Origin of the sequence: Pseudoalteromonas sp. Z1A8 (genome assembly GCF_011378855.1) — a bacterium.
GTDB lineage: Bacteria > Pseudomonadota > Gammaproteobacteria > Enterobacterales > Alteromonadaceae > Pseudoalteromonas.
On sequence record NZ_WTLB01000050.1, the window covers coordinates 1 to 22,628 of the forward strand.

General features: G+C 40.2%; 21 protein-coding genes. 9 read left to right on the forward strand and 12 right to left on the reverse strand.

The genetic code is table 11. The features are described 5' to 3' along the window. The first annotated feature begins 238 nt into the window (after positions 1-238). The gene (locus tag GQR55_RS16325; RefSeq protein WP_231609700.1) at positions 239-427 is read left to right on the forward strand and encodes a DUF2798 domain-containing protein; all 189 of its coding nucleotides are present in this window, start codon (positions 239-241) and stop codon (positions 425-427) included. Between the two features lie 52 nt (positions 428-479). Here the strand turns inward: GQR55_RS16325 and uvrA are convergent, their stop codons facing one another. Beyond that, complete coding sequence (gene uvrA / locus GQR55_RS16330; protein WP_166421436.1) at positions 480-3,044, reverse strand: excinuclease ABC subunit UvrA; 2,565 nt, start codon at positions 3,042-3,044, stop codon at positions 480-482. A gap of 202 nt (positions 3,045-3,246) precedes the next feature. Here uvrA and GQR55_RS16335 point away from each other — a divergent pair, with 202 nt between their 5' ends. Both GQR55_RS16335 and GQR55_RS16340 read left to right on the forward strand, forming a co-directional pair. Then, positions 3,247-3,663: a hypothetical protein gene (locus tag GQR55_RS16335; protein WP_165728956.1), complete on the forward strand. Its 417-nt coding sequence runs from the start codon at positions 3,247-3,249 to the stop codon at positions 3,661-3,663. A 57-nt stretch (positions 3,664-3,720) separates the two neighbouring features. Continuing rightward, positions 3,721-4,266 carry a hypothetical protein gene (locus GQR55_RS16340; RefSeq protein WP_165728955.1) on the forward strand — a complete coding sequence of 182 codons (546 nt, stop codon included), beginning with the start codon at positions 3,721-3,723 and terminating at the stop codon, positions 4,264-4,266. A gap of 380 nt (positions 4,267-4,646) precedes the next feature. Here the strand turns inward: GQR55_RS16340 and GQR55_RS16345 are convergent, their stop codons facing one another. The 7 genes from GQR55_RS16345 to GQR55_RS16375 form a co-directional block, all read right to left on the reverse strand. Continuing rightward, on the reverse strand, positions 4,647-5,054 hold the full coding sequence (locus GQR55_RS16345) for a hypothetical protein (RefSeq protein WP_165742160.1): 408 nt from the start codon (positions 5,052-5,054) through the stop codon (positions 4,647-4,649). A gap of 393 nt (positions 5,055-5,447) precedes the next feature. Then, positions 5,448-6,347 (reverse strand): haloalkane dehalogenase, encoded by a 900-nt coding sequence (locus GQR55_RS16350; protein WP_165728953.1) that lies wholly within the window; start codon positions 6,345-6,347, stop codon positions 5,448-5,450. A gap of 20 nt (positions 6,348-6,367) precedes the next feature. Continuing rightward, on the reverse strand, positions 6,368-7,066 hold the full coding sequence (locus GQR55_RS16355; protein ID WP_166421437.1) for a DNA alkylation repair protein: 699 nt from the start codon (positions 7,064-7,066) through the stop codon (positions 6,368-6,370). 79 nt (positions 7,067-7,145) lie between these two features. Further along, a complete protein-coding gene (locus tag GQR55_RS16360) occupies positions 7,146-7,790 on the reverse strand; it encodes an SDR family oxidoreductase (protein ID WP_166421438.1) in 645 nt (214 codons plus the stop codon). A gap of 80 nt (positions 7,791-7,870) precedes the next feature. After that, positions 7,871-8,611, reverse strand: a complete 741-nt coding sequence (locus GQR55_RS16365; RefSeq protein WP_165728950.1) for an SDR family oxidoreductase — start codon at positions 8,609-8,611, stop codon at positions 7,871-7,873. A gap of 10 nt (positions 8,612-8,621) precedes the next feature. Continuing rightward, positions 8,622-9,533 carry a haloalkane dehalogenase gene (locus GQR55_RS16370; protein WP_110924242.1) on the reverse strand — a complete coding sequence of 304 codons (912 nt, stop codon included), beginning with the start codon at positions 9,531-9,533 and terminating at the stop codon, positions 8,622-8,624. 67 nt (positions 9,534-9,600) lie between these two features. After that, on the reverse strand, positions 9,601-9,981 hold the full coding sequence (locus GQR55_RS16375) for a hypothetical protein (protein WP_165728949.1): 381 nt from the start codon (positions 9,979-9,981) through the stop codon (positions 9,601-9,603). 153 nt (positions 9,982-10,134) lie between these two features. On the opposite strand from GQR55_RS16375, the gene GQR55_RS16380 reads away from it, so the two are divergent. From GQR55_RS16380 to GQR55_RS16395, 4 genes are all read left to right on the forward strand, one after another. Further along, complete coding sequence (locus tag GQR55_RS16380) at positions 10,135-10,743, forward strand: TetR/AcrR family transcriptional regulator (protein ID WP_165728948.1); 609 nt, start codon at positions 10,135-10,137, stop codon at positions 10,741-10,743. A gap of 80 nt (positions 10,744-10,823) precedes the next feature. Further along, positions 10,824-11,255 (forward strand): hypothetical protein, encoded by a 432-nt coding sequence (locus GQR55_RS16385; protein WP_165728947.1) that lies wholly within the window; start codon positions 10,824-10,826, stop codon positions 11,253-11,255. A gap of 81 nt (positions 11,256-11,336) precedes the next feature. Further along, positions 11,337-11,717 carry an MmcQ/YjbR family DNA-binding protein gene (locus tag GQR55_RS16390; RefSeq protein ID WP_165728946.1) on the forward strand — a complete coding sequence of 127 codons (381 nt, stop codon included), beginning with the start codon at positions 11,337-11,339 and terminating at the stop codon, positions 11,715-11,717. A 56-nt stretch (positions 11,718-11,773) separates the two neighbouring features. Next, the gene (locus GQR55_RS16395; protein WP_165728945.1) at positions 11,774-13,042 is read left to right on the forward strand and encodes a crosslink repair DNA glycosylase YcaQ family protein; all 1,269 of its coding nucleotides are present in this window, start codon (positions 11,774-11,776) and stop codon (positions 13,040-13,042) included. 469 nt (positions 13,043-13,511) lie between these two features. Here the strand turns inward: GQR55_RS16395 and GQR55_RS16400 are convergent, their stop codons facing one another. Both GQR55_RS16400 and GQR55_RS16405 read right to left on the reverse strand, forming a co-directional pair. Beyond that, positions 13,512-15,095, reverse strand: coding sequence for a sulfotransferase (locus GQR55_RS16400; RefSeq protein ID WP_165741147.1), 1,584 nt, complete (start codon positions 15,093-15,095; stop codon positions 13,512-13,514). A gap of 87 nt (positions 15,096-15,182) precedes the next feature. Further along, positions 15,183-17,600, reverse strand: a complete 2,418-nt coding sequence (locus tag GQR55_RS16405) for a TonB-dependent receptor (protein WP_166421439.1) — start codon at positions 17,598-17,600, stop codon at positions 15,183-15,185. Between the two features lie 477 nt (positions 17,601-18,077). On the opposite strand from GQR55_RS16405, the gene GQR55_RS16410 reads away from it, so the two are divergent. Together GQR55_RS16410 and GQR55_RS16415 are read left to right on the forward strand one after the other, a co-directional pair. Then, entirely contained in the window at positions 18,078-19,172 is a 1,095-nt protein-coding gene (locus GQR55_RS16410) for an NADH:flavin oxidoreductase/NADH oxidase (protein WP_166421440.1), read from the forward strand. Positions 19,173-19,246: 74 nt separating this feature from the next. Next, positions 19,247-20,443 (forward strand): MFS transporter, encoded by a 1,197-nt coding sequence (locus tag GQR55_RS16415; protein ID WP_166421441.1) that lies wholly within the window; start codon positions 19,247-19,249, stop codon positions 20,441-20,443. A gap of 72 nt (positions 20,444-20,515) precedes the next feature. On the opposite strand, the gene GQR55_RS16420 is transcribed toward GQR55_RS16415, so the two are convergent. After that, positions 20,516-21,379, reverse strand: a complete 864-nt coding sequence (locus tag GQR55_RS16420; protein ID WP_166421442.1) for a DMT family transporter — start codon at positions 21,377-21,379, stop codon at positions 20,516-20,518. 256 nt (positions 21,380-21,635) lie between these two features. Continuing rightward, positions 21,636-22,379 (reverse strand): FadR/GntR family transcriptional regulator, encoded by a 744-nt coding sequence (locus tag GQR55_RS16425; RefSeq protein WP_166421443.1) that lies wholly within the window; start codon positions 22,377-22,379, stop codon positions 21,636-21,638. Positions 22,380-22,628 lie beyond the last annotated feature (249 nt).

The following is a 22,628-nucleotide window of genomic DNA, read 5'->3' on the forward strand; positions in this document are numbered from 1 at the left end:
GCGAACCCAAAAAGAGATAAAGAAAAAGGACGATTAAAATGCGGCCTGAATCCAATTCTCTCTTAATGTCTAACCTATGAGGGACTATTAACTCTTTGTTGCTCGGTTTTTACTTAGCCCACTAGGTTACAAACCTCGCGCCGTGATTTAATCGCCCCTAGATTGAACAAATTTCAATCCACAAAGATAAACACGCCCTAGTAGCGAGCTAAAACGTAATTTAGTGATTAGTGTTTTTATGGCGTTGATAATGGAGTCGGTGATGGCGTTTGTTACTGCTACTAACAATATCGGCTATGCAGATATGCGTGTATTTGTAACTGGATGGACTGAAGGGCTATTAGCTGCATTACCAATAGGTTTAACTATAATGCTGATAATGTCGGTTACAGTAAAACCTAAAATAGAACGCTTTTTAAAAAGCTAATAACAAAAAAGAGCCATTGGCTCTTTTTTGTTATTTAGTATTTAGTTGCTAACTAAATTGCGCTATTCAAAAAGGGTGCTGTTCGGCTTATTTTAGATTGAGCTACATCGGTAGGTTTACCTTGCGCCACTATTAACCCGCCTTCATCGCCCGCACCAGGGCCTATATCAATAACCCAATCACTATTGCTGGCTACTTGCATATCGTGCTCAACCATAATAACGGTGTTGCCGGCATCAACGAGCCCATTTAACTGCGCCATTAGCATGGCCACATCTTTAGGATGTAGGCCTGTGGTTGGTTCATCTAAAATATAGAGGGTATCGCCGCGTTGTGTGCGCTGTAACTCTGTGGCAAGTTTAATGCGCTGCGCTTCACCGCCCGAGAGTTCTGTAGCTGGTTGCCCCAAACGTAAGTAACCAAGGCCCACTTGCAGCAACGCATTTAGCGCGCGTAAAATAGCGGGTTCATCGGCAAAAAATGTATGCGCCGACTCAACTGTTAAATTAAGCACATCGGCAATGGTTTTATCCTTGTAAGTAACCTCAAGTGTTTTTTCGTTATAGCGTTTGCCGTTACACACAGGGCAAGGCGAATACACACTAGGTAAAAATAAAAGCTCTACGCTTACAAAGCCAACACCTTCGCAGTTTTCGCAGCGACCTTTTTTTACGTTAAACGAAAAACGACCTGCATCGTACTTACGTGCTTTAGCCTCTTTGGTATTGGCAAACAGTTTACGAACATGATCGAATAACCCCGTGTAAGTTGCCAGGTTGGAGCGAGGTGTGCGTCCAATGGCTTTTTGATCAACCGTTATTAGGCGTTTTATATGCTCAATGCCTTGAGTAATTTTACCCTCTGTTGTTATATCGAGCTCTTGGTCGAGCAGTTCGGCTTCGTCTGTAGGTATTTGTGGCAGCGATTTTTGCCCAAGTGCATCGTAAACAAGTTCAACTAAAGCTTGGCTGACTAAACTCGATTTACCAGAGCCAGACACGCCCGTAACGCTTGTAATAACACCTAGTGGAAATTCTACATCGAGTTTTTGTAAATTATTACGCTCAATACCGGTAAGCTTTAACCATGCTTTTGCGCTGCGTTGTGGTTTGTTACTTTGACTTAAAAGCTTCTCATCATTTTTAAAAAGGTATTGGCTAGTGTGCGAGCTGGTCACTTTTTGCAAGCCTTCAACGGGGCCGCTATAAACAATATTACCGCCGTGAGTACCTGCATTTGGGCCTACATCAACCACCCAGTCGGCGTGGCGAATAACACTTACGTCGTGCTCAACCACAAATACCGAGTTACCCGCTGCTATTAGCTCATCTAAAGCGGCTAATAATGCTTGGGTATCTGCTGGGTGTAAACCTGCCGAAGGTTCATCTAATACATAAACCACCCCAAACAGTTTTGAGCGAATTTGCGTAGCAAGTCTAAGGCGCTGTAATTCACCAGGCGATAATGATGGGGTGGTGCGTTCAAGCGATAAATACCCTAAGCCAAGTTTGGTAAGTGCTTCAACGCGTTTAAGAATGTCGCTGGCTATACGCTTTGCTACTATGGCTTTTTCTGGGTTAGAAGTGTTGTTTTTAGGCTTTTTATTAGCAGCAATACTAAGGGTTTGAGCCAGTTCACTTAATGTTAGCTGCGAGATTTCGCCAATATCAAGTCCAGCAAATTTAACCGATAGAGACTCTTTTTTAAGCTTTTTGCCATTACACTGTGGGCAGGGCGATATTTGCATATACTGCGACACGCGCTTTTTAGTACGTGGGCTTTGAGTGCTCGCAAACGATTGTAAAACAAAACGTTTAGCGCTCGAGAATGTACCCATGTAACTAGGGCTTTCTTCATTTTTAATAGCCGCTTGTGTTTGCTCAAGTGTGTACTCAGGAAATACCGGCACCGTAGGCGTATCGTCGGTAAATAAAATCCAATCGCGTGCTTTTTTAGGCAGAGTATTCCAAGGTTTATCAATATCGTAACCTAACGAGGTCAGTATTCGGCTTAGGTTTTTACCTTGCCATGCTGGAGGCCACGCGGCTATTGCGCGTTCTCTAATTGATTTAGTGGGGTCGGGCACTAGCAGCTCTTCGGTTACGTTAAATACACGGCCAATACCGTGGCATTCTGGGCACGCGCCTTGCGGGGTATTAGGCGAAAACGCATCGGCATAAAGTATACCTTGGCCTTTTGGGTATTCACCTGCGCGCGAGTACAACATACGTAGCGCGTTAGATATTGTAGTTACACTGCCCACAGATGAGCGTACCGACGGCACACCCCGTTGTTGTTGCAGTGCAACAGCAGGTGGCAGCCCTTCAATTGAATCGACATCGGGCTCATCTACTTGATCTATTAATCTGCGTGCATAAGGGGATACCGAATCAAGATATCGATGTTGCGATTCGGCAAATAATGTTCCAAAGGCTAGTGATGACTTACCCGAGCCCGATATACCGGTAAAAACAACAAGTGAATTACGGGGGAGATCTACATCCACATCTTTTAAGTTATGAACACGTGCGCCTCTTACTTGAATGCTGTGCTCAGGGTTTAATAAAGCCGATTGTGCATTATTAACCGCTTGGGGACTTTTAGGTGTGGTTGGCATGTAGTTTACTCCTGTTTAATAACCTTATGATTACGCGAGCTTTTCAAGGTATAAACCTTACAGTAGTCTCACTGAATGTGCGCTTATTCAAAATATACGTTAAATTATGATTATTGTGCGTTTACATAATAGGTAAAAACTGAGAGTATAAATTTTCAACGATTGTTTTTAAAAACACAATTTAATAAAGGGAAGTTGCACTGTGTTTAAAGCCTTAGTTTTGATTTTTATCGTGTTTTCATCGGCAGTCGCTGCCAACACCTCAAACACTCTTAATAATGTATTAAATGTTGATCGTGCTATACCCCGCAGTATTCATTTATCGTTTCCAAACGATAACAAAATAACGCCTAAAAAATCTGACTTCACAATTTTAAATTACGTTCTTATGAGCAATAACGAAGGCGAGCGCTGGGCAGTTATTACGCTAACTAATTTATCGTCAGGCAACCGCGAGCTCAATCAAGAACATTTATTAGCATTGTTTGCAGATGGCAGCAGATTAACGCCAATAGAATTTAAGCTCGGTTTTAAAGGTAGTGAAACACAATCAGTCACCGTCTCGTTTGCCGAGCATAAGTTTCCTATTTTAAGTGTGTATTCGAGTAACGAGCTGTAATTATTATTAGTGCGATCATGCTGCCTTAGGTTCTTGTTTTAAAGTTAAGGAATTACTATGAAATTTGAAGATGCGCAACAAAATATGAACCTCGCATATTTTGGTGGTGGAACGGGCGTATTAGTGTCTGGCTTGGTTTGGTGTATAGCTGGCTTTGTCGCACTACTGCATTCAAATCAAGTAAGTATGCTTACTTTGTTTTTTGGTGGCATGTTTATACATCCTTTAGCCATATTACTTTCAAAAGCGCTTAAACGCTCTGGCAATCACGACCCTAAAAACCCATTAGGTAAATTGGCCTTAGAAAGCACTATTATTTTATTTGTTGGTTTGTTTTTAGCGTTTTACGTAGCAAAACTTCAAGCTGAATGGTTTTATCCAATAATGCTGATGATAATTGGTGTTCGTTATTTAATTTTTAACACCTTATATGGCATGAAAATCTATTGGATTTTGGGTGCTTTGCTTATGTTTTTTGGCATGTTATGTATTATATTAAATGCCAATTTTGTAATTGGCGCATTTATTGGCGGGATAACCGAAATACTATTTGCGCTAGTGATATTTGCCCAATCGAAAGGGCTGGTTTTAAAAACTGAATAACAAGCGGTCATAATGGTAAAAGTAGTGTGCTGTTGGCGGTGTTTGTCAAACTAGTTGTCGCGATCACTTCGTTATGCACTCTCCACTTTAACGGTTTCACGTTCAGGGTTTAGGTGCACTTCTTCTGGTAAATCACATTGCAAAAACGCCAGTAGATAAACCTTTTCAAAAATTTGCTTGGGAAAAGTAGTCTTTATTATAGCTAATTAATATTAGCTATAATTTTTTGGTTTTTTAGGCGCTTTGGAGCGACTGTGGATTAGCTTCCTAAGGCGGAAATGGGCATAAAGCGACTTGAAAATTCATCTCTAAATGAGTAGCCAGACCTATGATTTAATTCAAATGATACTATTTTAAAATTACACAAGTATCGTTTTTCTCTAGCCAAGTTCTAGTATTAAATTACGGAGCTTATCAGCTAGATCAGGTGACTTAATTAAAGCACCATGACAAGGAAGTAAAATTTTAGGCGGTGAAATTTCAATAAGTTGCATTACCGCGCTGGCAAAGACTTTTCGATCTTTAATACCAAAATTAGGAAATACTTTAACCATTTTTACAATGTCACATATTGGGCCTTCAGTATGTTTTTGGCCCGAAAAGGCATCCACAACATGCCAAATATAGCCAATCTGCGCTGACTCTATAAGCCAAACCTCACCATTTTTCAAACCACTGGGTTCTTCTAGGGTAAGTCCTTCTGGTAGTGCATTGGCTAGCGATGATAATTCTTTGAACGTTAGCCCTGTCCTGTCAGTCAAGCGTGCATGAGCACTCTCAGATGCCACTAAATGAGCTTTTGGGGTAGGCTTTTGAGTATTCTATCAAACCAGTATTATGGTAGGTATAGGGGCGAGTAGATATTGGACTTCGCCTAATTCGATTAGGCTATCTTTAGCCTCTTCACTGAGGCCTGACACTGGACTATATAAACAAACACCACCTGTTCTCAGTTTAATAGCCGTGCATCTAAGGCTATTTTTGGTGGCGGTATATAATGTAGCAGAGCCATCGACTGCTTCAAACGTGGATAATTTAGCTGCCATCGGTACTTTCTTTGTCGTGGTCAAATTATAGTGTCAAATTATAGCGGTCAAATAAATCTGCTCATGGTTCCGTAGTCTACCCAATATAACGCTTAAGCATTTTTTCTATTTGACCACTAGCCCTATAATTAGTGTTTATTTAATAACTTTTTTATACCAATCGACAATACCTTCACCAATTTCGTGTGGATGCGACTCTTGTAGATAATGCTTTCCTTCACCTAAATCTACTGCAGTAATATTTTTCCACGTTTCAGCGATATGCTCACCTAATTCTCGATTAATAATTAGTCCTGGCTCTGCATAAAATAACAACTTAGGCACATCTGAATTTTTGTGGTATTCATTATATGAATTAACAATGTCAGTGGTAAATTTTGGGACGCCATCAAACGAAATTTGACCAGGCCACATAAGCAGTGGTTTACGGCTCTTTTCTTCCAAATAAGGCGCTCGGTAATGGTCCATTTCTTCTTGAGTTAATTCTCTGCCCGCCATCATGGGTAGCATAGCCTCAATAAAGAAGTTGTTTTTAACAATCATTTCATGCCCTTCTGCAGGGTCACGAAATTTTTTAAATAATGTTTCTGTCTCTTTAGTCGTATTTTTCCAATAAGAAACTTGAGACATAGCTTCAAAAAAAACAATCCCTTTTATATTTTCTCTATGCTGATTGGCATAGTTAAAACCTAAAGCAGAACCCCAATCTTGAATGACTATAATGATATTTTTTAAGGCTAACTTTTCAATAAACGCATCTAAATAGGTAATATGGTCTTCAAATGTATAGTCTATATCGGGCTTGTCAGACTTACCCATTCCAATAAGATCGGGAACAACTACACGACCTAACGGACTTACATGCGGAATGATGTTTCGCCATAAATAACTTGATGTAGGGTTTCCGTGTATGAGTAAAAAAGTATCTTTAGAACTTTTGTCTCCTTCATCTACATAATGCATTTTAGAATCTAATACAGCTTGAAATTTAGATTCAAAAGGAAACGCTGCTGATATTGGTTTGTTGTTTGACATATTTATTCCTTTTTAAATGTTTAAATTGAATTTTTGCGATTTAAAACTCTTGCTGCTTTTCTAATTTGCTTCAGTTTTTCCCGTTTTGTTTTATCCCATTTTTCTGTACCTGCACTATATCCATAAGCACATATTTTAGTTGCGTTTTCAAATAGAAATTCTTCCTGCTCTTTAGGGTATATATTTCCTATTTCTCTAAGTGTCCAACCCACTCCTTTTTCAACATAATAAGCGTGGTCAGAAATTAAAGGTGCTACCAAATCTATAAGTACTTGAAAAGGTAAATAGTGTTTTCTATGAGCGCTGTAATAAAGTAAACCCACTATGCTTTGTCTTCTATGCCATGGGTTTGTAGACGTATTCCATTTTTTATACATTGGCAAAATTAATGCTGCATCATATTCTACTAATTGAGCATATATTTTTGAAATGCCATCGCTTGTTTCCCATCGATTAATTTTGTCTTGCCATAATTTAATCGTTGGCCAAGCGGCCAGCATTTCATCTTTGTTTTTAATATGCTCCTCCAAGAAATACAAACAAAACATTTCTGCTCTATACACTTTTGTGTTAGTCCAGATATAACTCCATATCGCTAGTTGTTCATAAAAAGACATGTGTTTAAAAGAAAAACCTCTTTCAAAAGCTTTTCTTTGTAAAGGAACGGTTTCACCTGCTTTAGAAGTGATTGTTTCTATTTCTTGAAGGTAGTTTTGCATATTATTTAAAACTCTAATATTAATAGCTTCTTTCGCTAATATATTATTTTATAGTGGTTAGCGAATCGTTGGTTATAAATTAATTGCTAGCGGTTAATGCCGAGCTAATTACTTCATTACCATGATAAAGTTCAAATATCTGGTTACTGACTTCGTTACGATTAATGTAATACTCTATTGATTTAGCGACATCTTCTCTGCTAATGAATAAATCATTCGTAGAAGTCGAACGCGTGGTTGTTATGAGCCCGTTGCCTTTATCATTAGTAAGGAGTCCCGGTCTAAGAATGGTGTAATTTAGGCCACTGGATAATAGGTACTGATCGGCAAAATACTTTGCCACCAAATAGGGTTTTATTTCTGATTCAAATTCGTCAGGGTCTTGTGCGCCTAAACCACTTACCATTACAAAATGTTGTATACCTTCCTTTAAAGAATAATCAACTGCTTTTTTTGCTGCCCATAAATCTATTAGAAGTGTTTTATCGTCGCCTGTATTACCGCCAGAACCTGCACTAAATACTACTTTATCGCAGTCCTTAAAAGCGTGTTCAAAATCAGTTTCAAGATCGCCAACAACAGCCTCTACACCCATATTTTCTAACTTCTCAGCTTGTTGTTTGCTACGAACCATTGCGACAACTGGGCGATCCTGATTGTGAAGCAACTCAACCACTATTTTACCAATCTGGCCATTAGCGCCAATAATGAGTGTTTTTTTCATTTTTTATACCTTTTAAAGCAACTGTTTCACGTTGACCTGCCAAACAAAATACAAAAAAGGCAGGATCCACTCACATTAGATTAGAAGTCTTGAATTGTTGGTCTGATAATAATTTCGTTAATATCGACATCATCTGGTTGTTCAATCGCATAGGCGACAGCTTTAGCAATAGATAACGCTGGAATAGCGACTTTATAAATATCTTGAACAAATTGAGAGGTGGCTTCATCCGAACTACCGAATTTTAATTCAGAATCAATTAAGCCAGGTGATAATAGCGTTGTACGTATATTGCCACCCACTTCCGCTCTCAATCCTTCTGTTATCGCTTTAACCGCAAATTTTGTACCGCTATAGACAGCCGAACCCGGTGAAACTTTATGTGCAGCAACGGAAGCGAGATTAATAAAGTGACCACTATTTTGTTTGGTAAACACGGGAAGTGCAGCGGCGATACCGTAAAGTACCCCTTTGATATTAATGTCGACCATGCGATCCCATTCATCAACCTTAACCTCAGCCATCGGAGCAATTGACATCAAGCCGGCATTATTGACCATGACATCTAAGCGTCCAAAAGTCTCAATCGCCTTGTCGACAAGCATTTTAACCTGATCGGATTTGGTGACATCCATCGTGACATATTCAGCTTCGCCACCCTCAGCACGAATATCATTTACGATAGCTGCTAGTTTTTCACTACGACGCGCACCCAATACGACTTTAGCACCTTTTTGAGCCAGAAAACGCGCAGTTGCTTCACCTAAACCACTGCTTGCACCCGTTATAACAATCACTTTATTTTCTATATTTGTATTCATTGGATATAGCCTATTTATTATTCATTTCTAAGTGAACAAGCGCTTTTTCTGCAATTTCAACACCGTATTCTTGAACAAAGTGTCCTGCTTCTGCAATTTTTAAGGGCTCAGGGCAGCCTTTAATAAAGCTTCTTAAGTACTCCATTGGGCCTTCGCCTAAAGCTGTATCTTTCATGCCTATCGCCATGAAACTTTGACCGTTCCAGTCTTTTGACCAAAACTCTCTTGCGCGTTTTCCGTGCTCAACACCATCCATCGTTGGCTCGACAGGCACCATGGCGGGAAAGCGTCTTACGCCTGCTTTATAGCTGTTGTCTGGAAATGGCGCATCGTAAGCTATAACATCCATCACAGATACGGCTGGCCCTGCGTCACAGGCAAATAAACCACCGACTGGTATTTCAGGGGCATTTGCGCAGAAATCTCGCCACTGATAAAACCCTTCAGGGGCGGTTTCACCCACCGATATTGCCGTGTTCATAACAATCAAATTTTTGAATCGATCTTGCATATCCATTGGGATTGTTAACCCTAGAATTCCGCCCCAGTCTTGACAGACCAACGTAATATTTTTCAGATCAAGGCGTTCAATTAATCGCATTAAACTATCACGGTGAAAATCAAAGGTATAAACCGATTCATCAACGGGTTTATCTGAACGACCAAAGCCAAACAAATCAGGCGCAACAACACGATGACCAGCGCCCGTAAATATAGGAAGCATTTTTCTATATAAGTAGCTCCATGAAGGCTCACCGTGTAAACATAAAAAAGTGTTTTCAGATGAGGAATCACCCTCGTCGATGTAGGCCATGCGTAAAGACTCAAAACCAGCTAAATCATCAATGTAGTTAGGTTGGTAAGGAAAGGCCGGTAATACAGAGAATCTTTCTTCTGGTGTTCTTAATGCTTTAATCGTCATAATATTTCTCCTGAAAAGTAGTTTATTTAAGTTAATGTTATCAATGCTAAAATTATTAATTTATAAGTTACTGAGTTTTGCCTAAAAATAGGGATTTAAAGGGCTGCTCGGATGCTCGCATACTGCCAATGATGTAAACAAAGGCGGTAATAAGATCCATGACAGAAATATAGACAAAGATCTTTGGTGCCAAGCCTAATGAAGCGGCATATGTAACAATGATAAAGCCGACCATTCTTACCAATCCGTTCCAAACAATAAGAGGGGCACGGGTTTTAATGTCTGAAGTAGCCCAAAGTAACGCAGCGCCCATAAGCATAAAAGATACGCCCAATACCACCGTGATAATTAACGTGTCTGCTTGAGGTGCCATCAGCGCTGAAATAATCATGCCTAGTGCGATTGGAAAGTTGAATAGAGCAGTAATTTGTACGAATTTTTTAAACATTTTTAGTTCACTTATTTTATACTTATGAAGCGATCGCTTCAGAATTGAGTTAATTGTGAAGCGATCACTTTGTAATGTCAATAGGGCGAATTGACATTTTGAAGTGACTGCTTCAAAATAGAGTTAATTAATATTATTTTTAAGGGCCACAGAGTGAAAGCAGGACGAAAAAGAGCGTTTGATAAAGAAGTCGTTTTAGATAAAGCGATGCGGTTATTTTGGGCCAATGGGTTCTCGGGTACTTCTGTTGCTAATCTTTCTTCTGAACTTGGCATTAATACGTCGAGTTTGTACGGAACGTTTGTCAATAAAGAGCAATTGTTCAAAGATGCTTTGGCACATTATCAAAAACAATATGTAGAAGTTAACTACAGACACCTAGTAGAGCCCTCAGATGCAACATTAAAAGCGCGGTTACAAGCTTGTTTCTATGGACTTATTGAGCTATTCACCAGCGATGAAACGCCCCGTGGATGTTTGCTTGTAAAGAGTGTTAATGAATCAGATAGTGTTGCGTTTCCAGAAGATGCGGTTGTTTATATGAAGAAATTAGGAACAGAAACTCAGCAAACATTGACAGGTTTATTCGCGTCTGGCATTGCGAAGACGGATATGCCCCAAGGCCAAACAGCTCAAAAACTGACTAACTATCTTTTATCAGTAAGTTATGGGCTGGCTGTTCAAGCAAAAGTAGGTCTGGTTGAAGATGAATTAAAGTCAGTCCTTGATCATGCTTTGAATTCTATTTTTGGTTACTCTTAGTTCAATAATTTAGATTGTTGCATGCATTACAGAATCTATCTTTTAATTAGCCATAAAAAATCAGAATAGACACGATATTTATGAATAACACATTAAAATTTAAGCAATTTATCGTCGTTATGTTACTAACGAGTATTTGGATCCACGTTGCCGAGGTAGCAAGAGCTATTTTAGTCGCGTTTCCTATGATGGAGGCCTTCTATGCCGGAAAGTTAGTCGTTGGACCAATGGCTGTCAGTAATGCATTGATATGGGGAATATGGGACACGATACTGGCGAGTACCTTGGTATTTATTTACTGGTTGTGCGCTCAAAGCTTTGGTCAGAATGTAAAATCGATCGTTATATCAGCCACTGTTACTTGCATGGCAACGCTGGGTGTTTTTTGGATAGGGTCTGTAAACTCAGGATTAGGAACGTGGGAAATGGCAGTTACTTTGGTCCCAATCGCATGGTTTGAAATGCTTATTGGCGTATTTTTAGCCAGTAGGTTATATGCGCGTTATCGCTAAAATATAAAGCGAGCTCATATATTTATAAGTCCATATAATGGGCTCTATAGCCAATAGACTATACAAACGAAGATCGACAATATGAACTATAAAGAATTTAATGATTTCTGTCGCGCATTAGAAGCAACCTCATATGTGGTCCAATGGCATAACTCTCATGTATGGAAAGTCGGCGGAAAGGTTTTTGCTATCGGCGGATTGGGAGGAGGGTTGGGAGAAGGTGATAAACCAGCCTTTATTTTTAAAACATCTGAACTGAATTTTCATTTTCTCAGTGAAATACCTGGCTATAAGCCTGCACCGTATTTTGCTTCTCGTGGAATGAAATGGATACAACACTACGAAAGCAACGATGATACTGATAACGACTTATCATATTACCTTAAAGAGTCTTATCGGCTTGTTTCATTAGGCCTGACAAAGAAAAAACAAAAAGAGCTCGGTTTAAACCAAACCCCTTAAAATAGGTTTAGGTTTACACGTTGCACGGATACTCGTTAATTATCTCTTAGGAAAATATGATTAAAATTAAACACCCTCAAGAGCTAGCGCGTTTACGCCGCCTTGCCCTGTCAGCACAAGGTTTGCTACAAACACAAGCTTTTGGCAGTGGTTTGGCTGGTGCGTGTAATGCAATTAACCATATTGGTTACGTACAGATTGATGCTATTTCGGTGGTAGAGCGTGCTCATCATCATATTCTTAACTCTAGAGTACCTAATTTCAAACCCGCTATGACCAATCAGTTATTACTCAATAAAGACATTTTTGAGTACTGGTCTCACGCTGCCGCTTTTTTACCGATTAAAGATTTTCGCTTCTCATTACCTTACAAACACGCGATTAAAAATGGTCAAATTCATTGGCATAAAGAGCGTGATAGCAAGCTGATGCAAGAATTATTAACTCGCATACGTATCGACGGTCCGTTGCGATCTCGAGATTTAGAGTCAAATGCTACAAAGCGTGCAGGTTGGTGGGATTGGAAACCTGCGAAAAAGGCACTTGAACAGTTGTATATGGAAGGTGACCTGATGGTTAGTAACCGAGAAGGTTTCCAAAAAACGTATGATCTAACTGAACGGGTATTACCTTCTGAGGTAAACTTAAAAATGCCCAGTATGGATGAGTTGGCCACGCACATTGTCGATCAACAGTTCCGCTGCTTGGGGGTTACCTCACTTAAAGGCTTGACTTATTTACGTCGAGATAACGAATTGCGCAACGCAGTGAAAAACTTGGTAGATGAACGATTAGTGCAAAACATTTTACAACAAGTGCAAATGAGTAGCGGTGAAATATTGTTAGTGGAAACCGAGGCGATTGAACGGCCCCTTCCCCGTCTGAATAACCGAATGTTGATCCTTTCGCCATTCGATAATAGTGTCATTCAACGTGATCGGCTCAAGTTGCTTTTTCAATATAACTATCAACTAGAATGTTATGTTCCTGCAGTGAAACGACAGTATGGTTACTTTTGCTTACCGCTACTTTATCGCGGTGAATTTGTTGGTCGTATGGATTGTAAAGTGCATAGAAAAACATCTCATTTAGAGATTAAATCACTACATTTTGAGCAACATAACTTTGAGCAACATAACTTTGAGCAGCATAACTTTGATCAAGCGTCAGTCATTACTGCCTTTGTAGACGCCATTATACCATTTTGTAGTTTTCAGAAATGTGACTCCGTTTCTTTAATTGAAGTCTACCCGAAACCGTTAAATGAAAAGTTACAAAGTGCATTAAAATCTATTATTAACGTTAATATAGGTCCCATAATATGAGTGCGCTGTTTGTCCTTGTTGTAAATCAACGTCTATCAAGGTTATAAGTGCAGTAACACTTTGTTCGTTTGACTCATTTACACTTTTAATCAAGCAGTGATAATGGGGTCGCGTCTTGCCTTTTGCCACTTTCAGTTTATGGCACTTTCTGGCCACTCGACAACATAAACGCGGTAAGTCGTGTTGTTGCTAGTCAATTCATCATTTTTGTCGGATGACGTGGCTTCGCCACTTATCCGACCTACGTCAAAAGGTAGGTTGGTTAAGCCGAAGGCGCCACCCAACAGAGTTTCAGATTTACGCCTTGAAGGTTCGCTATTGGCACTCTCTATTCACTCGACAACATAAAATATTGATAATAATTGGCCAGGTGTTTTACTGTGTCGGATGGCGCTTCGCTTATCCGACCTACACTTGCACAAGCGGGTTATTCTTGGTTCACACACCTAACTCCTAAGCTATAAAACCTTTACTCAAAACTGATATTTTGCTTTAAAAAGTAATCTTCAATTTCATCAGTATTCGGCTTAAACGCTTTCCAGCGGCCAATTGCTTTATTGTTAAGTGGTTGGCGTACTTGCACCTTGCTTGCGGTAGAAACCGGTGCGGTGTTTAAGTGAAAGTCTATACACTGTTCTTGCCATTCGAGGTTACAAAAGCTCACTAAGTCTTTTATTTGCTGCTCGGGCTGTGCGACTAACTCTTCGTATTTTACTAATTTTATATTGCTGTGCAGGGCGCTAAAGTGCTGCATTAGTTTGTAAAAACGGCTGTAAAATTTAGCGGTGTCGAGTAAATCGAGCGAGTACGCGTAGTAGGGGTTATTAATGGTGAATAACTGGCGATAGTTGCCAATACAGGTGTCCATTGGGTCGCGCAGCATACAAATTATTTTGGCGTTTGGCAGTGCTTTGGTTATTAAGTCGATATAAAAAAAGTTAAACGGGAGTTTATCTATAAAGTGCTTATGGCTGCCTGTTATTACGCGTGTTGCGTTTAAATAGGTTGACCCAAGTTGATTAAAATCAAGCTCGTAGGCTTTACTGAGCGTTTGAGTGTCGAGCACGTGAGGTGTTTGTGTTTGGCTTAGCTTTTTAACGCTTAGGCCAAAGTCTTGTAATTCACCGGCTGATTGCACGTCGCTGTGGCTCGATAAAATACGCTCAACTAATGTGGTGCCAGAGCGGGGCATACCTAATACAAAAATAGGTTCGGCCGTTGGGTTACCCTGTGTTAGCGCTTGTGTGTGCTGTTCACTTAAGCGTTTAATATGTTCAAATAACTCAGTTGAGCTTTTATGATCAAACGGCTGCACAGCACGTTTTGCTACTTTACCTTGCTCTAACGCGTTAAAAGCCTCTGAATATTCACCAGTATCTTGATACTCTTTTGCGAGTGCATGGCCTATATGCAATTTTGCATCGGGGTGTGTTACTTGCTCAAACACGTTTTTTAAGCGTTCAATATGGTTGTTTTGCTTACTTACTTTAGTTAAATCACTTAATGCAAAATGACTTTGATGATGCAGCGGGTTAAGCGCTATGGCATTTTCAAAAGCGTGTTGGGCTTTATCAAATAGCCCTAAAAACTTAGCGCTTACACCGTAGTTATAATAAAACGGGGATTGAGCTTTGTTAGCCGCTGTAGCCAGTTTAATAGCGCGCTCAAAGTAGTTAAGTGCGTGTTCGTGAATGCCTGCTTGAGTAAGTGCAACGCCAAGTGTGTCGGCATCAAGGGCTTTAGTTATTTGTTTTAATGGCACCGATAGTGCGGTGTTTTTTGCTTTTTGTAATTCGCCAGTAAGTGCGTAACATTTAGCAAGTTGCGCGGTGTATTCAATACTTTGGCCAAGGGTAAGAGCTTTTTCGATGAGCTTTATTGCTTTGTGTATTTGCCCAACAGTTAAATTAACCATAGCTAACAAAAAATACCCATCAGCAAAGTCTGGTTTGAGTGTAACTAACTCCACTAGGGCTTTGTGTGCTTGCTCTATTTTACCTTGGTTTAGGGAGTGTATTGCGCTTTGATGAAGTTGCTTTAAATTTGGCTGCATGGTTTTGGTAATTATTATTTTGTAAAAGAAAATAAAAAGGCTCAAATAAATTTGAGCCTTAAAACATTGTTTAAAAATTACTATAAATTATATTTCAAATTTGTAGTTAAATTTAACACCTACCGTAAGCGGGCGATTAATGTAATGGCCGTAGTTACGTTGTATGTCGGCGCCATTAGCTGATGTTATATCTGCATCTGAGCGACGAACGGATGTAACCGCGTATTTGTTGAATAGGTTATCAACATATAGCGTAGTTGACCATGCATCAGCCGTTAATTTAGCTGATATATTACTCAAACTGTAACCTGGTAGTGTTTCGCCGTTATCACGAAGCCCTACTCTTGAAAGCACGTCGCTTTGCGCGGTTAAACCGTAGTTAATATCAAGCGTTTTGTCGTTAAACACGTCTGTTTGATAGTTTACACCCATCGAAAATTGGTTTTCAGGCGAACCTGGCAAACGGTCGCCGTCTTCTGCGCCACCGGTACCATCGGCATTAAACAAAAATGGTGCGTCTGATGTTAGTTCTGCTTTTGTGTAAGCGTACGTAGCGTAAACCGAAAACGAGTCAGATAAAATAGCGCGGGTTGAAATTTCTACCCCTTTTGCATTAGCGCTACCTGCGTTTGAAAGGTACGTTAATTGACCTATATCTGTAGCGCCCGTAATTTGTGCATCATCCCAATCTACGTTAAATAACGCGGCGTTAAAGTGTAGTTGGCTTCTAAACCATGTACTTTTAAAGCCTAGCTCGTAGTTTGTTGTGGTGTCGGCTTCATACAATAATTCGTCAGGTTTACCACAACCTGTTTGTTGATCCTCAATAATTGGATCAGGGCAAGACACTAACCCATTTGAGCCGCCAATTCTAAAGCCTTCACTTACTGTTACATAACCCATTACTGAGTCAGTGAACTGGTATTTAGCATTAAATTTAAATAAGTTACCGTTATCGCCTGCTTCGTCTTTTTCGTATGCAACGGTGGTTACATCAGGATCTACTCCACCATACAATGTATTTGCTAGCGGGAAGTCAAAAGCCGCTTGCGACTCTATATCGTATTTGTAAAAACGGGCACCAATGGTCACATCTAATTTGTCGGTAACTTGGTAGCCAACTTCACCAAATAGTGCAGACTCAGTGACGGTACTTTTTGTAAGCTCTAAGTATTCTAATGAGTCAGGTCTTAGCTGCTCGCCACCAAAGTTATCGATAGCGAATTGGTCAAACCCAGGCGTAAACTCTCGGCTTGACGCTTCGGTTTCTGTTTTGTTGTAAAAGCCACCCACAATCCAGTTAAAGTCGCTGTCGCCTTGCGACACTAAGCGAATTTCTTGAGTGAAGGTATCTTCTTCGTCAATTTCACGGGTAAACGTTGAAAACGAAGGAAACTCTTCATAACCGTAATCAAGACGAATAAGTAAGTCTGTTTGGTCGCGTTGGCCGTCGGCATCAAAGCTCGAAATACCGGTTGCTGATACGAGCTCTGCAAAACCTAGGTCGGCTTTTAGTTCAAGGCTTAGTAATTGATCTTTTTTTATCCGAGGCTCTTCAAAGCGATAAGCCGATTCGTATTTACCTATTACGTCGCTTAAGCCGTTGTTTGCATTAAGGCTGTTGTAATGAACAATCGAGCGACCTTCGCTGTCTTGGTTTTGGTAAAAGTAGTTAAGCGTACCTTCAAACGATTCATTTGGTTTAAAGCGAACAGAAATACGACCAGTAGTGGTGGTTTCGCCGTTGGCGTCTTTTACATTTTTAAGGTTGTTATTAACTGCTGAGCTATCGCTCCAATCTGGATCTGGCAACGATACGCCTGGCTCGCGTACTACGTAACCGTAATCGATAAAACCTGGATCTTCATATACGTTTAAGCTGGCGCGTACTGCTAATTTATCTTCGATAATAGGAAGGTTAAATATAAAACCGCCTTCGCCACCTAAAGAGTCACTTTCTTTTGTTTGAAATAGGTCGCCGTATACTTCAAGCGATGTAAAATCAAGCTCAGGCTGTTTAAGCATGTAGCGAATTGCACCGCCTAATGTGCCTGCACCATAAAGGGTGCCTTGTGGCCCAATTAATACTTCAACACGCTCAATATCTACTAGGCGCATATCTACCGAAACAGGAATTTCGTTAATGTAAGTAGATACCGTGCCGCCATCTGACGATGGACCAGATGAATTAGTATTTAAACCACGAACAATAATAGGCGAGCCTGAGCGGCCACCTTGATCAGTAATTGTTAAACCAGGTACCCAGCGTGCTACATCCGCAAGCTCATTGATATTTTGATCTTTCATAATATCTGCATCAAGGGCTGTAATATTTAGCGGTGCATTTTGCACAGAGCCGCTGCGCCTTGTTGCTGTAACTTCGATTACTTCGAGTGATTTGTTTTTAGCTGCAACTTCTTCTTGAGCAAGTGCGGCATTAGGCAATAAAAATACGCTAGAAACAGCGCTCGAAATAGCCAAGGTTAACAAGCTTGGTTTAAACATAAAAAGTGATCCCCAGTTCAAATGTTTTACATTAGTAAATTAAGTTAAGCAGTTTATCAGGGAGTGAAGTAGCTTGGAATATCTAAATTGAATTTTAATTCACTTTTGTAGAATAAATATGGTTTGTATGTGGGGTTTTTATTTAGTTAATAGGCAATATAAGCAATAGCTTAGTGCTATTAGGTACAGTTAGGTTAAAAATCACACCCTTGTTTAAAGGTAAATAGTCATTCATTTTTTAAAGATGGCTTTATGACGCGCTCGTTAAACAAATTATTACATTAAAATTGATAGTTTATAATGTCATTAGTTATGCTTTTATCAGCACTATTAAAGTGTGTTTTTATCCCCATTAAGAGTGGTAGTCGTATTTATAAGTAACTGTGTAAGTTATTGAGTGAGCGTGTTTGATTGCCGCTTCGTATACTCTTTTTTGTTTTGTCCGCACTTTTTTGTGCGTGTTTTTAAGGATTAACAATGAGCCAACTATTTTCGCCTTTATCACTTGGGCAAGTAACGTTAGATAACCGTATTATTATTGCACCCATGTGCCAGTACTCAGCAAACAATGGCGCTGCTAGCGATTGGCACACTATTCATTTGGGCCAATTGAGTTTGAGTGGTGCAGGATTGCTAATTTTAGAAGCAACAGCAGTAAACCCAGAAGGGCGTATTAGCTACGGCGATTTAGGGCTTTGGAATAACGAAACCCAGCAAGCCCTGGGCAAAAGCCTAAAAGCAGTAAGACAATATAGCCCTATGCCTATTGGTATTCAGTTGGCGCATGCTGGGCGCAAAGCATCAACTGAAAAACCATGGGACGGTGGCGATGCTATTGCACCTGATGACGTTAATGGCTGGCAAACGCTTGCACCTTCGGCAGTTGCGTACGACGATAGCAGCCCAGTGCCAAAAGCAATGAGCCAATCTGACATAGATTCACTAATTAAAGATTTTGTAAGTGCAGCTAAACGCGCTGATGAACTCGGCCTTGATTTAATCGAGCTACATGGTGCGCACGGTTACCTGTTACACCAGTTTTTGTCGCCACTTTCAAACAAGCGCGATGACAACTACGGTGGTAGCCTAGAAAACAGAATGCGTTTATTGCTTGATGTGTTTAAAGCGGTAAGAGCGGTATTTCCTAGTGAAAAAGCGGTAGGTGTGCGTATTTCGGCAACTGATTGGGTTGAAGGCGGCTGGGATTTAGATCAATCGATAGTGCTTAGTAAAGCGCTTGATGAACTCGGCTGTGACTTTATTCATGTAAGTACTGCGGGTTTAAGTCCTGAGCAACAAATACCAGTAAAACCTAATTTTCAGGTACCGTTTGCAACAGCTATTAAAGAAGCTGTGAATATGCCTGTTATAGCGGTGGGTTTAATTACTGAGGCGCAACAAGCCGAGGATATTATTAGTGAGCAGCAAGCCGATGGTGTAGCGCTGGCGCGTGGCATTTTATATAACCCGCATTGGCCGTGGCATGCAGCTGCAGAGCTTGGCGCTACAGTAACTGCACCTAAACAGTATTTACGCTCAAGCCCACATGGGCAGCCATCACCAATTAAGTAAAACGAAGTTTTTTGTAAAAACCCAACCCGCGTTTGCTGGTTGGGTTTTATTATTTTTATAAAGTAGAGACACACATGACCCAACCAGGCGTTTCACCACAACCACTTAGCAATACTCTCGTTACTATTATTGCTTTGTGTTGCGGTCTTATTGTTGCCAATATTTACTACGCTCAACCTATTATTGAGTTGCTTGCACCAGAGGTGGGATTAAGCTCGCACAGTGCTAGCCTTATCGTATCGCTTACACAGATAGGTTATGCCTTAGGTTTGTTTTTTTTAGTGCCTTTAGCTGACTTAATAGAAAACAAACGCTTAATGCTTATAACGCTCGCTGTGTCGTTTTTGAGTTTAATAGGCACAGCGCTTGCTGATTCACCTAATGTAATGCTTATTTTATGTTTGATGATAGGTATAAGCTCGGTGTCTGTCCAGGTGCTTATTCCACTTGCTGCGCACCTATCGTCTGATGAAAAACGCGGGCAGGTGCTTGGTAATATTATGGCAGGCCTGTTGTTAGGTATTTTGCTTGCAAGGCCTATATCGAGCTTAATAGCCGATCACTTTGGTTGGCGCGCTGTATTTTACTTTGCAGCAGGGTGTATGGTGTTTATTGCGAGTGTAATTTACTTTGCTATTCCAAGTAGGCAGCCTACTCATAAAACCACGTACTTTAAGTTATTAAAATCGCTTAAACAGTTAATGATAAGCCAACCAGTGCTGCGCCAACGCTCTCTTTTTCAAGCGTTAATGTTTGCATCATTTAGCTTGTTTTGGACGAGTGTGCCGATAGTGCTTGCGCGTGAGTATGGTTTATCGCAATCAGAAATAGCACTGTTTGCACTTGTCGGTGCGGCAGGTGCTGTAGCGGTCCCTATTGTTGGGCGTTTGGCCGACAAAGGCTATACACATCAGGTCTCTTTACTTGCAAAAGTTATAGCGGCTGGTTGCTTTTTACCCAGTTTGTTTGATTTACCTTACGGGATAGTAATTTTAGCGTTAACGGGTGTGTTTATTGATTTTGCTGTGCAAGCCAATATGGTACTTGGGCAACGCGCAGTGTACGCACTAGAGCCACAAAGCCGAGCACGTTTAAACGCTATTTACATGACCAGTATATTTGTAGGTGGTGCAGTGGGGTCGCTTATTGCCAGCCCGTTATATGAAGCGGGTGGTTGGACAGGTATTGCCCTGGTTGCTACGGGCATGCCACTTATTTCGTTGATTGGGTATTTGGTTACAACCAACAAGCAAAGTAAGGCTGTGAGTTAAAAAATTACTGGATACAACACAATAAAGTCACCATGTTGCGTGGTGACTTTATTTAGATTATTTGGTAGTTAATTAAGTAGTCTGTTTTTTTGCGTTTGAAAACGAGCTACCAACAGATGCAACTATCACAAGTAAAATAGCTAGCCACTGCCATAAAGTAAGTAACTCACTTAAAATAATAAACCCTGCGAGCGAAGCAATTGCAGGCTCTAAGCTCATCATTACGCTAAACCCTTGCGAGGGCATGTTACGCAGTGCAACCATTTCAAGTGTATAAGGTAATGCGCTTGATAAAATAGCAATACCAATACCCAGAGGAATAATTTCCCATGAAAACGCGGCACTTTGCATAATACCGCCGTAAGGTACAAGTACAATTGCAGCAACAGTCATACCCAATGCAACAGTTGCTCCACCAGAGCTTTGCGTGCCCGTTTTTTTACCAAATAATATATAACCTGCCCAACATGCACCCGCACCAAGCGCAAGCGCTACACCTAACGGATCAAGGCTATCTTGGCCGCTCATATCAGGGAGTAAAAGTAATATACCTGCAATAGCACACGCAACCCAAAATAAGTCACGTTTACGGCGCGACGAAAACAAGGCAACAGCAAGCGGGCCTGTAAATTCAAGCGCTACACCAATGCCTAGCGGAATAAGTTCAATAGCGTAATAAAATAAAATGTTCATACCGCCTAAACTTAAGCCATACACAATTATAGGAATACGATTACCAGAAGTAGGTAAGTGTTTCCACGGTTTAAATACTAAGCTAAGTATAAGGGCAGAAAAACCAAGCCTAAGTGCCGTTGTGCCTTCAGGGCCAACAATAGGAAAAAGCTGTTTTGCAAACGACGCGCCCGTTTGAATGGTCATCATGGCAAGCAGTACACACACTATTGCCAGTAAGTAACTTTTTGAAGATGCTTGCATTTTTATCCTTGAGTTAAGTAACTCTATCAATTGTATAAATAACCAGAGTTCAGGTTAAATAGTCATGCAGGTGAGTGTAATAACTAAACCCGCTCGATATTAATGGCGGCATAGTATCTTTTTTTAAATTTATAGGTAAGTGTTTGCGACCAAAAATAGCGCAATTAAAAGTATATTAAATAGGGCGAGTAAATAAAGTAAGCGATAAAGTTAGCAAACAGGCGCTTGCTAACTTTAATAAGTTGGTTAAAAGGCCTTAGTGGGCTCTTTTATTAACTAAGCCATCAAGCGAGTAAAGGCCTCGTTTTTCATCATTTTTGCGTTTAATTTCTTCAAGTGCGCGCGATTCTACAGCGTCAAATAAAGCATTAATTAAGCGGTTAAAATGTTTGTGCATTGCAGTACGTGCTGCATTTGCATCATGCGACTTTAGGGCTGTATAAATAGCGGTGTGTTCGTCCATAACGCATTCGTTATTGTTTTTACATACACTGCTATAGTCAGCAACAATTTGTGGGTTTGTTAAACGTAAATCCCACAAGTTAGATACTGCAAATTCAAGTGCTTTGTTGCGTGTTGCTCGCGAGATTATTTCATGAAACTCACGGTCAGCTTGCTCAACATAAAGGCCTTTTTCCATGGCAATTAATGTTTTATTTAGTTGCTCTAGTTCTTCTTCTGTAATGCTTTGAGCAGCTAAAGCGGCAATTTCGCCTTCAATTAATGCGCGCGCTTGAGTAAGTTCAAATGCACTGATCTCTTTAGATTTTATAGAAGCATTTTTTTGTTCTACTACGTAAACACCAGAGCCAGTTTTAACTTCAACTCTGCCACGTACTTCTAATGCGATAATAGCTTCTCTAATAGTAGGGCGACTTACATCAAACATTTCTGCAAGTTCACGTTCAGGTGGTAAACGACTCCCAGCAGAAAATTCGCCTTGATTTATTAAAGACTCAATTTTATCAACTATGCGCCAAAATAAGCGACGATTACCCATACTTTACCTTCATTACCTTAAGGAATAATGGCCTCTGGGGCCTAAAAGTCAAAACCAACTGTTAATACCAGAGGTTACCTCAAAATTCACTATTATGTCAAAATTCTAACGCGATGTTATGGTTAAAAACCACTATACACCAATGGTTGTATTCTTGTATTACCAATTTAGTTTAAAATAATGCAATTGGCCAGCTTGATTGGTAATGTTTTTATGTGTTAGGTTAGTTTTAAGGTTATCAGATAATAA

Bases quoted from the DNA above. Each gene is read 5' to 3' on its own strand.
- GQR55_RS16325 (WP_231609700.1), top strand. From the start codon at position 239: ATGGCGTTGATAATGGAGTCGGTGATGGCGTTTGTTACTGCTACTAAC.
- uvrA (WP_166421436.1), bottom strand. From the start codon at position 3,044: ATGCCAACCACACCTAAAAGTCCCCAAGCGGTTAATAATGCACAATCG.
- GQR55_RS16340 (WP_165728955.1), top strand. From the start codon at position 3,721: ATGAAATTTGAAGATGCGCAACAAAATATGAACCTCGCATATTTTGGT.
- GQR55_RS16350 (WP_165728953.1), bottom strand. From the start codon at position 6,347: ATGTCAAACAACAAACCAATATCAGCAGCGTTTCCTTTTGAATCTAAA.
- GQR55_RS16355 (WP_166421437.1), bottom strand. From the start codon at position 7,066: ATGCAAAACTACCTTCAAGAAATAGAAACAATCACTTCTAAAGCAGGT.
- GQR55_RS16360 (WP_166421438.1), bottom strand. From the start codon at position 7,790: ATGAAAAAAACACTCATTATTGGCGCTAATGGCCAGATTGGTAAAATA.
- GQR55_RS16365 (WP_165728950.1), bottom strand. From the start codon at position 8,611: ATGAATACAAATATAGAAAATAAAGTGATTGTTATAACGGGTGCAAGC.
- GQR55_RS16370 (WP_110924242.1), bottom strand. From the start codon at position 9,533: ATGACGATTAAAGCATTAAGAACACCAGAAGAAAGATTCTCTGTATTA.
- GQR55_RS16375 (WP_165728949.1), bottom strand. From the start codon at position 9,981: ATGTTTAAAAAATTCGTACAAATTACTGCTCTATTCAACTTTCCAATC.
- GQR55_RS16385 (WP_165728947.1), top strand. From the start codon at position 10,824: ATGAATAACACATTAAAATTTAAGCAATTTATCGTCGTTATGTTACTA.
- GQR55_RS16390 (WP_165728946.1), top strand. From the start codon at position 11,337: ATGAACTATAAAGAATTTAATGATTTCTGTCGCGCATTAGAAGCAACC.
- GQR55_RS16395 (WP_165728945.1), top strand. From the start codon at position 11,774: ATGATTAAAATTAAACACCCTCAAGAGCTAGCGCGTTTACGCCGCCTT.
- GQR55_RS16400 (WP_165741147.1), bottom strand. From the start codon at position 15,095: ATGCAGCCAAATTTAAAGCAACTTCATCAAAGCGCAATACACTCCCTA.
- GQR55_RS16405 (WP_166421439.1), bottom strand. From the start codon at position 17,600: ATGTTTAAACCAAGCTTGTTAACCTTGGCTATTTCGAGCGCTGTTTCT.
- GQR55_RS16410 (WP_166421440.1), top strand. From the start codon at position 18,078: ATGAGCCAACTATTTTCGCCTTTATCACTTGGGCAAGTAACGTTAGAT.
- GQR55_RS16415 (WP_166421441.1), top strand. From the start codon at position 19,247: ATGACCCAACCAGGCGTTTCACCACAACCACTTAGCAATACTCTCGTT.
- GQR55_RS16420 (WP_166421442.1), bottom strand. From the start codon at position 21,379: ATGCAAGCATCTTCAAAAAGTTACTTACTGGCAATAGTGTGTGTACTG.
- GQR55_RS16425 (WP_166421443.1), bottom strand. From the start codon at position 22,379: ATGGGTAATCGTCGCTTATTTTGGCGCATAGTTGATAAAATTGAGTCT.